Below are 11,979 nucleotides of genomic sequence, written 5' to 3'. Positions count from 1 at the left end.
GATGCGGGCAGCCCATGCCCTGGCGGCGACCAAGCTGGCGGTCACGCCGGTCGAGCCGGCCGAAGCCTGGGGTTGGCGTGGTCGCACTTTGAGCCGCCGCGTCCAGACGCCGTCCGGGACGGGTTGGCTGCGGTTGGTCCACGCTCCTGCCGATAAGGCCGACGGCAAGCTGTGGGAGGGACCACGGGCGGCGGAAGCCGCCATGCCACGAACAATTCCGCGGCCCCGCTTGCAAGATCATCTGATCTGGACAGCCGGGGCAGACGGCTACCTGGCTGAGCTGTACGAGGTCGTCGTCGAGCTGACCATCACGACGGACGGGCCGGTGCTGTGCACGGCTCCCGCGCTGGATGACGCCTGGTGGGTGACGCTGCGCCGGTCCCTGGACACCATTGCCCAGGTCCCAACCGACCGAGTGGCGGTTCGCCAGGCGTACCTGGACCGAGCCATGCCCGAATTCCTGGCCCAGCCGATCGACACCACGGTGCCAGCCTGGTCGACCGCCCACGGCGATCTCCACTGGGCCAACCTGACCGGTCCCCACCTGACCATCTTGGATTGGGAAGGGTGGGGCGTGGCCCCGGCTGGCTATGACGCCGCCATGCTTCACGCCTTCAGCCTGCTGGTGCCGGAGGTGAGCGCATTGGTCCGACAGCACTTGGGCCACATCCTCGACACCCCGGCTGGCCGCTTCTCAGAACTCGTCGTCATCACGGAGCTGCTGCAAACGATCAGCCGAGGCGACAGCCTCGACCTCGAAGCGCCTCTGCGCCAGCGCGCCGCCGTGCTCTTGAACCACCGCTGATTACCGCGCTGACAGTTCGCTGCTAACGCGCTGAGCCGTCAGGCGCTGGTGCCGGTTTCCCCCGCCCTCATACGTCACTCCCTATCTGGGAGGCACTTCACCGTGTCGCAAGTTCGTCCTGCCCTGAGTCAGCTGGCCCTGGCCGATACCCCCAACGCCGCCGCCTGGGCCCGTCGCCACACCGTCGATGTTCTGCGGCACTGACGAGTGCCGCCGGACGCCATTGAAACGGCCCGCCTGCTCGTGTCGGAGCTGACGACCAACGCCATCCAGCATCCCCAGCCGTCAGCGGCCCGCTCACCGGAGCCGCGGACCCTGACCGTGACGCTGCGGCTGCTGGGGCCGCGGCTGGTGATCTCTGTCAGTGACCACGACCGCCGGCCACCAGTCCTCCGGGTGGCCGGGGCCGGGGCCACCAGCGGACGCGGGCTGCTGCTGGTCGAGACAATGAGTCACCGCTGGGGTTATTACCACCCCACACCAGTCTCGGGAAAGGTCGTCTGGGCGGAGTTGGCGCTGGATGTGGCATCACGCGTTGTCCCCATCGCCGATGACTCCGCGGCCCAGTCCGGCCCGGTACCGGGCGACCCGCTCTTGATGGGCCAGCTGCTGGTTGGCCTGCGGGAGTTGTAACGAGGCTTTACGCAGGGCGGTGACCATCGGGCCAGACCGTCGAGCCGTCGGTGCGGACACCCTCCAGGTCAGCTTCGTCCAGGCGAGCGTCTGACAGATTGGCTCCCCGTAAGTCAGCCCCTCGCAGTACCGCCTGGCGCAAGTCAGCGCCTTGCAGGTGGGCTCCGCGCAGGTCGGCATCCGCCATCCTGGCCCGCTCAAGACGGGCCTCCCGCAAATCGGCATCCACGAGCTGGCTACGTTCCAGATTGACGTTCACCATCCAAGCCCGAGAGAAATTGGTGTACCGCAGATTGGCATCTGCCAGCCGCGCTATGGGCAGATGCGCCCGGCGGAGATCCACTCGTGACAGGTACAGCGCCTGCTCGTCAGAGCTCTCCAGCCGTCGTCCCAGCACCTGTAGAGCGGTCTGTACGTCGGAAGCGCGACTGGTCAACCAAGGCAGCTGATTGTCCAAGGTGGGTGTGGGATGGTGTGGCCCGTTCGGGGCGCCAACATGCCACGGAGCGTGTTCGCGGATAAACGCTCCCAGAATGTAGGTAACGGTCGGTCGGGGAGTTCCTGGCGACACGCTCCAAGGCGTAGATGCCTCCCAGCCGGACATCAAGCGTGTCACTACCCAGATGATCGATTGCCCGCGTGAAGCGTTCGGTTATCTGGCCCTCCCGGGCGAGGCGGAGTTGCTGCCAGCCAGCTGCTGCACCAGCCACGACCACCAAGCCGCCCAGGGCTTGGAGTAGTTGGCTGCGGAAGTCGTTCTGGACCTTGGACTGCGCTTGTCGCAGTTCCACCCGCTTCTCTCGACTGGCCACCTGACCCAGCTCGTGCGACGTAAGTGACGGATAGATCAGGCGAGGGAGCCAGACGACCACAGCAAGAACCAGGAGAACGGCGACCCCGCAGAGCATGCCAAGCAGTCTGGGATGTAACCGCCGCGATGCCACGTTTCCCCCTGCCGTCCCGGTCGACTGGCCACATGCCATCGTGCCCACCGACGCGCCCTGCCACCCACCGGTCGGTGACTGCATACGGCGGCAGATACTGACCTGGGGCTGTTACGAGCAAGCGTGAAGAGCCACACTGCTATGCCATGGGGGATGCAGGGCTGTGGGTGGCGGTGCTTACAGGCGGCACAGCGGTGATCGCCTGCTGGGTGACGAGCCGAGGACACACGCAAGCTGCTCGGTTACAGGCAGACGTGGCGGCGGCAACGCTCTGGTGGCGACCGTGCGGCGGCGCTTGAGCCGGTTGATGCCGCATTCGACCGCGTGCCCCGGCAGACGGTCGAATCGACGTTCACGTCACGGGTGATCAGACCCTTCGCGTCCGATACCGCGAGCCATGAGGGCTCCTTCCGTGCGGAAGCGGGTGTCGTCGAGAGGTGTGAGGCGATCAAGGCCTCAGCCGAAAGAACGTGCGTGTCTGATTCCCGATCTCAAACTAATCACCCTGAATGGGGACAGGCAGGTTCATTGGGTCATTCGGGTGAAAGTGGCATATGGGGATCGCGCCACGCGGTAGTTAGAGGAACATGACTCCTTCGCCTGAGCCCGCACCAGGTGCCGAAACCATGAGCCGCGCGTCCCTGGCGAACCGCCAGGGCTATGACGAGCGATTTCTTGGCCCCGCCGTGCCGTTGCCCGTGCCTACTGATCCGGCCGTCGAAACCACGGTACTGCCGTACACCCACTTCAGCGTGGTGTTTCGCCCTGATCGGCGGCTGGCTGCGTCAACGGCAGTCATGATCGACGGCCGAAAGCTGGTCGACGCAGACCGTGACGACGACTGGCGGTTCGACCCGCGGCTTCCCGACAGTAAGCAGACAGGCCATCCGGTCTACAAGAACAACCCGCTGGACAAGGGGCACCTCGTGCGCAGGCTCGATCCGGTCTGGGGCACGAGAAACGAAGCAGAAGCGGCCAACAGCGACACGTTCCACTACACGAACGCCGCGCCGCAGATGGACATCTTCAACCAGGGCAAGGAGCTGTGGCAGGGATTGGAAAACTTCCTGCTCGACCATGCCGAGGCGTTCGACCGCAAGTTGTCGGTGTTCACCGGACCGGTGCTTGAGGACTCCGACCCACCGTACCGGGGCATCAAGGTACCGCTGCGCTTCTGGAAAGTCGCTGCGTTCATGCAGAACGGGGAGCTGGCGTCCACCGCATACGTCCTTGACCAAAGCCCTGACCTGACCCGCGACGCGGCCGCGCGAGCTCTGGCCGAAGCGGCGAGAGCTGGAGACCCTCCGCCGCTTGGCGCCTTCCGTACCTTCCAGGTGCCGGTGGCCAACATCGCGGAAATCACCGGCTTGGGCCTGGGCCCGCTGCCGGCCGCTGACCGGCTGCCTTCACGAGTGCGCGCCGAGAAGCGGTGGACGCAATTGGAAAGGTTCGAGGACATCATCGTGTAGCTACGACTGATGCCTCGGCGCAGGCACGCCTCACTCGTTGCCCATGCAACCACAGTGAGTGAAGTGGCCAAACGGGCGAAGAGTGCAGATCCTGCGAATTAAATCCCCTCTGTAGAAGGAGCCTTGTATGACTACGCAAGAGATCCCTACCGACCGAGTCCTCTCTGTGGAGGAAGGGATGGAGCTCAAGAAGCGCATCGCCGAGAGTAGAGCGACCGGACAGTGGCACTGGATGGGTAACTACGGAAGCCCCTACGACGTGGTCGCCGTCGCGAACGCTGCGCCGAAGTGCGAGGCCGGCGAACTCATCACCGGCTTCCATGAGAACGGACTAATCCCGACGTTCATGTACCGATAGCGGCGCGTACGCCGCGAAGAACGCCCCTTCGCCGGGCCGCAGCTCGATGACTTGTTCCGCCGCTGGCAGCGGGACGGCACTCCCCCGCGGCCGTGCGGTTGCCCCCATTCCAAGACGCGAGGAGACTGGCGAGAAAGGGGGATTTATACCTCAACGGGGCTTTCTCTCTCGGGCCGCGTCCTGTCGCCGTGACGTATCCGGCCAGGATAGCCGCGCCCCTGAGGACAGCCACGCCCATGAGAAGAGGCGAGTGCGATGTCGCGTCAGTACTACCAACGTGGCAACCTCGTCGAGGCGCAGGAACTCGACGATGTTGTCGCGGTGAAGGTGGAGACGGACGGTGTCAGGGCAGCCGCCGACGCGGAGGCAGAGCTGGGCACGAGCGCACGGGGAGCGATGCGCGACGCGGGAATCGACGACGAGACCGCCGCCGCCTTCGCCCGCGCGCACTGGATGTTCGTCAGGCCGAACCGGCAGACCCGAGCGGCGGTCGACGTAGGCGAGGAAATCTCCGGGGCGGAGGCAGCGGGCAAGGTCATCCGGCGGCCCAACGGCAGGATCGGTATCGCGACCGACGCGCTGAACGTCCAGCTGCAGCCGTCGCTCTCGGAGGAGGAGGCAGAGCGCGAGATCGAGGCGGCCGGCCTAGCTGTCGTCAACAAACTCGGCTTCGCAACGAACCTGTACGAGGTGCGGGCCAGGGCCGCCGAGGACGCCCTCGCGGCCTCCGTGGAGCTGCACGACAACGACCGTTTCATCTTCGCCGAACCGTCGTTCATCGAGCACGTCCCGACCCGGCTCCAACCCTCCGACCCCGAGTACCCCAAGCAGTGGCAGTGGAACAACACCGGCACCAATGGCGGCAAGCCGCGCGCCGACGTCCACATCGAGAAGGCGTGGGACCACACTCTCGGGGACGGCATCCGCGTCGCCGTCATCGACAACGGCTTCGACGTACAGCACCAGGATCTCGCCAGTGGGCTGGACCCGAGCTCGGGCTTCTACAGCAGCGGCGTGGTAGGCGTGACCTTCACCCAGAACACCGCGGGCATGCCCGACGAGGACCACGGCACCTTCTGCGCCGGGATGGTCGGCGCCCGGCACAACGGCAGCGGCGGGGTCGGTGCGGCCCCCGAGTGCGAGCTCATGCTGGTGGCGTGCCTGGGGGACCAGGTTGGCACGCAGACGACCCTGGCCCGTGCCGTGGCGTACGCCGCCGACCCCTCGACCGAGCCCGGAATCGGCGCACAGCAAGGCGCGGACATCCTGGTCTGCAGCCTGGGCCCGAACGGTGCGGAGTGGGACCTGACCGACACGCTGAAGCTGGCCCTCGAATTCGCCGCCGCCGACGGACGCCAGGGCAAGGGGCTGCCGATCTTCTGGGCGGCCAGCAACGGCAGGAACGTCGACATCATGCTGGACGAGGTGGTCTCCCATCCGGATGTCATCGCGGTGGTCCGGTCGAACAACAAGGACCGGGAGGACAACGCGGCCCGCGGCCCCGAGGTCGAACTGATCGCCCCCGGAGTCGATGTCTTCAGCGCGACGTCCGGAGGCGGCTTCGGCCCGAGCACCGGCACCAGCTTCGCCGCCCCCTGCGCGGCCGGCTGCGCGGCACTGGCGCTGGCGGCCAACCCCGACCTGACCCGCGACCAGCTGCGCGAGATCATGCACCAGTCGGCCGACAAGATCGGCGGCCCCGGTGTCGTTTACGACGGCAACGGCCACAACGACGACTACGGCTTCGGCCGGGTGAACGCCGCCCAGGCCATCGCGCTCGCCCAACTGGTCGCGGGGCGTACGGCACCAGCGGCACGAGCGGGACAGCCGACGCGATGAGCGACACGGGCGGCACGGACGAGGTCCCCGCGGTCTTCCGCTGCCATGTCGTCGCCGAAGACGCCGAGGCACTGCGGAAGTTCATCGAGGAGACCCGGCCCGATACCGGCTGCCGCCCCGTCGCCCGGGAGACCGCGGCCGGCCTCGGCCTCGACCTCTACTTCCGCCAGGACCAACTCGACTCGGCCAGATCCGCCAGGTCGGCACCACGGGTGAACATCACTGCGGTCGAGAACATCACGGAGAACTGGCACGCCAGGAAGCAGGAGGTCGGCGAGGGCGACCGCTTCGCGGCCCGGGGTGCCTTGCCCCGAGGGCTCGGCCGCAAGGAGTGACACCGCGACCCGACAACCCGCGCGTCCGGACGGAGTGACCGTGTACCTCAACGTGGCCGAGATCGAATCGGCGATCAGCAACCTGCACGCCGGCTACCCGGGGGCGACGGAGGTCCTCACCCCGCCCCACCCCACCCACGAGGGCCGCACGGCACGCCTGCAGCGGATCGGGGCCCGGCCGGCCGACGACGTCGACGGCATTCTGATCCTGGGCGGGGTCCACGCCCGCGAATGGGTGCCGCCCGATGCGCTCGTCTCACTCGCCGCGGACCTCCTGGAGGCGCACAGCCTGGGCACCGGCCTCGGCTACGGCTCGACGTCCTACACGGCCGCCCAGGTCACGCACGTCATCGACGGCCTCAACCTGTTCCTCTACCCGTGCGTGAACCCCGACGGCCGCGCCTACAGCCAGACGGCCAACGCGATGTGGCGCAAGAACCGCCGCCCGGCACCGGCCGGACACGGACACGGACACGGTGGCCCGTCCTGCGCGGGCGTGGACCTGAACCGCAACTTCGACTTCCTCTGGGACCACACCGCCAAGTTCGCCCCCGATGCGGACGTCCACACCTCCGACAACCCCTGCGACCCGCAGATGTACCGGGGCCCGTCCGCCGCCTCGGAGCCCGAGACCCGCAACATCGTCTGGGCGCTCGACACCCACCCGCGCATCCGCTGGCTCGTCGACGTCCACAGCGCCGTACCCGTGATCCTGCACAACTGGGGCTCGGACCGGAACCAGTCCACCAGCCCGACCGACAACTTCCGCAACCCCGCCCTCGACGCCGTACGCGGCCGCAAGGACGACGACATCGGCGAGTTCATCCCCCACCAGGACCTGAAGACCGCCGTCGAACTGGCCGGGCGTATGAACGACGCGGTACACGGAGTGCGCGGCGTCGACTACGGGGTCGAGGCGGCGTACGGCCTCTACCCCACCTCCGGCACCAGCGACGACTACGCCTACAGCCGCCACTTCACCACCCCGACCGCCACCAAGACCCTCGGCTACACGATCGAATGCGGCACCTCGTTCCAGCCCCCATACCCGGAGGCGGAACACATCATCCGCGAGGTCTCGGCGGCACTCCTGGCCCTCGCCCTCAACGTCCGCTAGGGTCTGTCGTCAATGTGATCTTGGTTGGTGGATCATGGTCGGGTGATACGTCGCCATGAACTGACCGATGTCGAGTGGGACTTCGTGCAGCCGTTGCTGCCCCGGAGGGTGATGGGGCGGCCTCGGCTGGATGACCGGATGATGCTCAACGGGATCGTGTGGAAGTTCCGTGCCGGGGTGGCCTGGCGGGACGTGCCCGAGCGGTACGGATCCTGGGCCAGCCTGCATACCCGGTTTCGCCGCTGGGCTGCGGACGGCACGTTCGACCGGATGCTGCGAGCCGCGCAGGCGCGGGCGGACGCGGTTGGGGACATCGACTGGCTGGTGTCGGTCGACTCCAGCATCGTCCGCGCCCACCAGCATGCGGCCGGCGCTCGAAAAGGGGGCACCCTAACCCGGCACTCGGACGGTCCCGCGGCGGGCTGACGAGCAAGATTCACCTGGCCTGTGACGGCCTGGGCCGCCCGCTGGCCCTGGTGGTCACGGGTGGCAATACCAATGACTGCACCCAGTTCACCGCCGTGATGGATGCGATACGGGTGCCGCGCCTTGGCTCGGGACGGCCGCGGGTGCGGCCCGCTCACGTCATCGGCGACAAGGGCTACAGCGCGAAAGCCATCCGCGCCTGGCTGCGGTACCGCAACATCCCGCACACCATCCCGGTGCGGGCCGACCACGTTCGCAACCGTGCCCGGCGCGGCAGCCTCGGCGGCCGTCCTCCGGTCTTCGACAAGCAGGTCTACAAGCACCGCAATGTTGTGGAACGGTGTTTCAACCGCTTGAAGCAATGGCGTGGCATCGCCACCCGGTACGAGAAGACCGCCGAGTCCTACCAAGCAGCCGTCACCCTCGCATCGCTCCTCATGTGGGCGTGATGCGTTGACGACAACTCCTAGCTCGCTCCGCTGTCTGGGCACTGGGGAGTGGAGAACTCCTCGCACCACATCAGGGATGTCACCTTTGCCGAGGACGCCTCCACCGTCCACGCCGGGACCGCACCACGGGCCATGGCGACCCTCCGCAACCTCGCCATCGGCGTGCTGAAAACCCTCGGATCCGACAACATCGCCAAGACCACCCGGGCGATCCGCGACGAGCCCCAACGAGCACTCCCCGTCCTGGGTATCACCAACGATCCGGACACCTACGGAACTTGATCAAGCCCTGTAGCAAATGCACTCCCTTTTAAGCAGCCCGCCGCAGAACCCGCCTGTACTACCCCTCGCCCTGCATGCCCTGTGGCAGGCAAGGGGGTCGAGAGGGCAAGGGCCGACAGCGATGGAGCCCTGGGCGGCGGATGGTGTGCAGGGGATGGTGACGGAATGGGGCGTGGATGTCGTGTAGGCAGAGGCGGCTGGTGCGGCCGGGGCGGCCGCACCCAGGCAGAGCAGGGTCATCGCTGCAACAGGCAGCAGACTGCGAAGGGTACGCATCATGCTTTGCACTACTCCTTGTCGGAAAGCAGGCGTTCTCGACGTGTTCATTAGCCCTGTTCCCTGTATGCGAGAAGGGCACCGTCCTGATGCTCGCGCACCATCACAACCAGTGATGAACCGCTTCAGCTTGACTCTGCCGGGGATCGGCGGTGCCGTCGCGGTGGCGGGCGAAGAGCTGCGGCACCCACGAGCGGACCTGGCCGCGCGCGTCCCGCCACAGCAGACGGGCCGGCCGCCCGGCCAGGCCGACCACCTCGGGTTCGCGGTCCAGCACCATCAGCTGCGCCCGCATCGCGGCCGACCCGCAGGCCACATGCCCGGCCGGTCGTGGCCGACCACCACTGACCGGCCCCCACCGCCGCCCCGGTACCACCGGGAACGCCGACACCGGCTCCAGCTCCTCGAAGGCCACCGCGAGAACCGCGTCCGCCCACCGCTGCTGCACCACCTGCCCGATGGGGTCGACGAAGACCGTCTCCCACTCGGATCCGGTATCTGTCTGCATGTGCTGTGAGCGGCCACCCGATGCGGCCGCTGCGTTTCCCGCCGGCCGCGCTGTGGCGCCACCGACTCCAACACCCGCGGCAGGTCCTCCTGCCTGGTGCGTGCCACCACCCTGCTGGCCGTGCGCGAGATACACGACGGGTCGGCACCATGCGGTGGCGCCGATCCGTCGGGGTATTTCAGGCCTTGGTGCCCACCAGCTCCTCCATGATTTCGCTGGTCTGCTTCTTGGTGTTGGTGACCACGTCGCCGTCGAACTGCTTGCGGATCACGCTGGTCTGCGTTTCGAGCTTCTTGCGCCACTCGTCGGCCGCGCGCACGTCAGCGCTGTCCGCGATGTCCTTGATGTCCTTGGGGGTGTTCAGTCGGCGGGCCATCCTGCCCAGCTGGCTCTGCAGACCACCCCAGGCCATCTTCATGTCCTGGGCGGCGGAAGCTGCCTCGGCGGCCTTCGTCGACAGTTCTTCCAGGGTCTTTTTGAATGCTTCGAGCTGCGTCTTGTCCGCCTGGACGGCGGCCTTGTCCCGCAGGCGCTGCTCCTTCTGCTTCTGCAGGCTGATCATGGTATATACCGCGTCGGCGATCTTGCCGGCACCGATCACCACCAAGACGCCTCCGGCGATCATGAGTGGGGCGCCCCACGGACCCATGCAGGCGCCGATAGCGAAGACCACGACTCCGCCAGCTGCCAGCACTCCGCCCTCCACGAGCTTCTTCACTGCTGCCTGGATTTTCTTCTCCAGATCCGCCAGTTCCACATCCAATCGGTCGAGAGTCTTCTGCTGGACCTCGATAGCGATCCGGATGGCGCCCGCCGAGTCCTGGAATACCACCGCATGCCCGGAGAACTTCTGGCGAGCGTTTTCCAGGGCTTTCTTCAATTTTTCTGCCTCCTGCGCATACCCCGTGGCTCCTGGAGCTCCCTCGATCGCGGTGCGCATCTTCTCGATGTCGTCACGGATACGCTCGGGGTTGTTCTCGTGCCGGAACCGGTCGACGAGATTTTTGTGGCTGATGCAGAAGTCCTCCACTGCGCTGAGGGTATGGTCCGCTTGGCTCATGGTCTGCCCGAGCAGTTCGGCCGCGTCGATTTTGGCCTGATCGAGGGTCTGGTTGAGCTTGTCCTGAACCGTCTGCGGCACCAGGTCGGGCCGGAACACGGCGTGCCCTTGGGCCTCAAGGCTCTTGGCGTAGGTCTGGATCGCCGCCAGCTTGGTGCCCTTGGTCTGTAGCCCCTGGTGCAGGCTTCCAGCCGGGTTGGTGGCCTTAGCGGGGGTGGTAGTCGTGCTCATGCGCGTGCCTTCTCTCGTGAGGTCGGCCGGGTGTCCCGGCCCTCGCCGGGCGTGTGAGATCAGTCGTCGTTGCTGAGGGACTTGGTCAGCCCCAGCAGGCGCTTCCCGAAGCCATCCCACTGGGTCTGAGCCGAGTGCAACGTGTCCTTGGGCACCTGCTGCCCGCTGGCAGCCGTCTCCGCGAACGTCTTTTCGAGGGCGGAGCAGGCATGGGCGACGGCATGCTGCTGGCGCAGCACCGTTTGCACGGTGTCCTTATGGGCCGACAACGCAATCCGCAGCCCGACGCCAGCCGAGAGCGCTTCGTTGGCGCGCGCCAGTTCCATGTACTTCTGCCGCAGAAGTCGGGTGTGGCGGTAAATGCGCGCCTCCGCATCCGCGATTTCCTTATTTGCCTCGTTGGTATCCTTCGCGCCCTTCTGCGGGTCCCTGTCCACTGGAAGCCCGGGGAACTTGGCGTCCGGCTTCTTCTCCTTCGCCGCCCCCGCAGCGCTGCCCGAAATGGCGGCGCGGGCCTCGGCGATGCTGTTGACTACGAACCCCAGAATTTTGCTGATCCCTCGACCGAACTTCGCCGACGCCTCACAAATCTTGTCGAACTCATCCAGGATCTTCTGCTCCAGGGAGCGGATCTCTTCTTCGAGGTTCTTGATGCTGTCGCTTTCCAGGCGCTTGATGCCAGCATCGAGGACGTCCACGAGCTGCTTCGCCGCCTTCTGGGAATCCTGCTGGTGCCCCTCGAGTTCCTCTGCGTCCTGCCCGACCTCCTCGCCGGCGCGGCCGGCGGATTGCGAGGCCGACTGCAGGTCCGGAGCTTCCTGCCGGCCGAGCGCGGTTCCCATGTCCAGCGCCACGTCCTGAAGTGCGTCTAGTGTCTTGCCAACGTTGCTCGCATGCGTGCCGAGGAAGTCCCGCGCGTACCCGCGCATTTTGTGCTGCAGGTCCTCCACGGTGCCCCGGTCCGATGCCTTTTCGACGAGGCCGGTCACGCTCCGCTGCTGCTCCAGCAGCATGGAGGTGAAACGCGCCTGGGAGGCGGCTTTGGTCAGTTCTTCACACGCACGCTGCACCGCACGCGGAGACAAGTCCGCAGTCCGCGGCGTGCGGGGGTGGGCAATCGATTGCTGGGCCATATCAGACTCCTAGAATTGGGCGTGTTCGGTATTTGACCAATCAACGAAGGCGAGGTCACCCGTGAACACACCGCTTCGGGCACGCCGAAGCAGCAACACCCCGTCCACACGATC

General features: G+C 66.7%; 11 protein-coding genes and 2 pseudogenes. 9 read left to right on the top strand and 4 right to left on the bottom strand.

All coding sequences use genetic code 11. The features are described from left to right. Position 1: 1 nt before the first annotated feature. Together PXH83_RS23120 and PXH83_RS23115 are read left to right on the top strand one after the other, a co-directional pair. Positions 2-805 (top strand): hypothetical protein, encoded by an 804-nt coding sequence (locus PXH83_RS23120; RefSeq protein WP_274562462.1) that lies wholly within the window; start codon positions 2-4, stop codon positions 803-805. Positions 806-1,048: 243 nt separating this feature from the next. Beyond that, complete coding sequence (locus tag PXH83_RS23115; protein ID WP_274562461.1) at positions 1,049-1,438, top strand: ATP-binding protein; 390 nt, start codon at positions 1,049-1,051, stop codon at positions 1,436-1,438. A 7-nt stretch (positions 1,439-1,445) separates the two neighbouring features. Here PXH83_RS23115 and PXH83_RS23110 read toward each other — a convergent pair whose 3' ends face one another. Next, the gene (locus tag PXH83_RS23110) at positions 1,446-1,895 is read right to left on the bottom strand and encodes a pentapeptide repeat-containing protein (RefSeq protein ID WP_274562458.1); all 450 of its coding nucleotides are present in this window, start codon (positions 1,893-1,895) and stop codon (positions 1,446-1,448) included. 1,113 nt (positions 1,896-3,008) lie between these two features. Here PXH83_RS23110 and PXH83_RS23105 point away from each other — a divergent pair. From PXH83_RS23105 to PXH83_RS23075, 7 genes and pseudogenes are all read left to right on the top strand, one after another. Next, the gene (locus tag PXH83_RS23105) at positions 3,009-3,851 is read left to right on the top strand and encodes a DNA/RNA non-specific endonuclease (protein WP_274562457.1); all 843 of its coding nucleotides are present in this window, start codon (positions 3,009-3,011) and stop codon (positions 3,849-3,851) included. A gap of 127 nt (positions 3,852-3,978) precedes the next feature. Beyond that, positions 3,979-4,209 carry a hypothetical protein gene (locus PXH83_RS23100; RefSeq protein ID WP_274562456.1) on the top strand — a complete coding sequence of 77 codons (231 nt, stop codon included), beginning with the start codon at positions 3,979-3,981 and terminating at the stop codon, positions 4,207-4,209. A gap of 255 nt (positions 4,210-4,464) precedes the next feature. After that, positions 4,465-6,048, top strand: coding sequence for a S8 family peptidase (locus tag PXH83_RS23095; RefSeq protein WP_274562455.1), 1,584 nt, complete (start codon positions 4,465-4,467; stop codon positions 6,046-6,048). Further along, on the top strand, positions 6,045-6,383 hold the full coding sequence (locus PXH83_RS23090; RefSeq protein WP_274562454.1) for a hypothetical protein: 339 nt from the start codon (positions 6,045-6,047) through the stop codon (positions 6,381-6,383). The genes PXH83_RS23095 and PXH83_RS23090 overlap by 4 nt, the downstream gene beginning before the upstream one ends. A gap of 40 nt (positions 6,384-6,423) precedes the next feature. Next, a complete protein-coding gene (locus PXH83_RS23085) occupies positions 6,424-7,500 on the top strand; it encodes a M14 family metallopeptidase (RefSeq protein ID WP_274562453.1) in 1,077 nt (358 codons plus the stop codon). A gap of 45 nt (positions 7,501-7,545) precedes the next feature. Next, positions 7,546-8,375, top strand: a pseudogene (locus PXH83_RS23080) (IS5 family transposase). Between the two features lie 48 nt (positions 8,376-8,423). After that, the gene (locus PXH83_RS23075) at positions 8,424-8,657 is read left to right on the top strand and encodes a hypothetical protein (RefSeq protein ID WP_338054728.1); all 234 of its coding nucleotides are present in this window, start codon (positions 8,424-8,426) and stop codon (positions 8,655-8,657) included. Positions 8,658-9,081: 424 nt separating this feature from the next. Here the strand turns inward: PXH83_RS23075 and PXH83_RS23070 are convergent. From PXH83_RS23070 to PXH83_RS23060, 3 genes and pseudogenes are all read right to left on the bottom strand, one after another. After that, positions 9,082-9,441 (bottom strand): annotated as a pseudogene (locus tag PXH83_RS23070) (TnsA-like heteromeric transposase endonuclease subunit); the annotation flags it as partial. A 178-nt stretch (positions 9,442-9,619) separates the two neighbouring features. Further along, on the bottom strand, positions 9,620-10,732 hold the full coding sequence (locus tag PXH83_RS23065) for an HBL/NHE enterotoxin family protein (RefSeq protein WP_274562450.1): 1,113 nt from the start codon (positions 10,730-10,732) through the stop codon (positions 9,620-9,622). Positions 10,733-10,791: 59 nt separating this feature from the next. Continuing rightward, complete coding sequence (locus PXH83_RS23060) at positions 10,792-11,865, bottom strand: hypothetical protein (protein WP_274562448.1); 1,074 nt, start codon at positions 11,863-11,865, stop codon at positions 10,792-10,794. Positions 11,866-11,979: the final 114 nt, after the last annotated feature.

Source organism: Streptomyces spiramyceticus (assembly GCF_028807635.1).
Lineage (GTDB): Bacteria > Actinomycetota > Actinomycetes > Streptomycetales > Streptomycetaceae > Streptomyces > Streptomyces spiramyceticus.
Note: the sequence above shows the minus strand (reverse complement) of the source record. Positions and strands in the feature narration are given on the sequence as shown.

Excerpts from the sequence above, each read along its gene's own strand:
- PXH83_RS23120 (WP_274562462.1), top strand. The coding sequence starts at position 2 with ATGCGGGCAGCCCATGCCCTGGCGGCGACCAAGCTGGCGGTCACGCCG.
- PXH83_RS23105 (WP_274562457.1), top strand. The coding sequence starts at position 3,009 with ATGAGCCGCGCGTCCCTGGCGAACCGCCAGGGCTATGACGAGCGATTT.
- PXH83_RS23100 (WP_274562456.1), top strand. The coding sequence starts at position 3,979 with ATGACTACGCAAGAGATCCCTACCGACCGAGTCCTCTCTGTGGAGGAA.
- PXH83_RS23095 (WP_274562455.1), top strand. The coding sequence starts at position 4,465 with ATGTCGCGTCAGTACTACCAACGTGGCAACCTCGTCGAGGCGCAGGAA.
- PXH83_RS23090 (WP_274562454.1), top strand. The coding sequence starts at position 6,045 with ATGAGCGACACGGGCGGCACGGACGAGGTCCCCGCGGTCTTCCGCTGC.
- PXH83_RS23065 (WP_274562450.1), bottom strand. The coding sequence starts at position 10,732 with ATGAGCACGACTACCACCCCCGCTAAGGCCACCAACCCGGCTGGAAGC.
- PXH83_RS23060 (WP_274562448.1), bottom strand. The coding sequence starts at position 11,865 with ATGGCCCAGCAATCGATTGCCCACCCCCGCACGCCGCGGACTGCGGAC.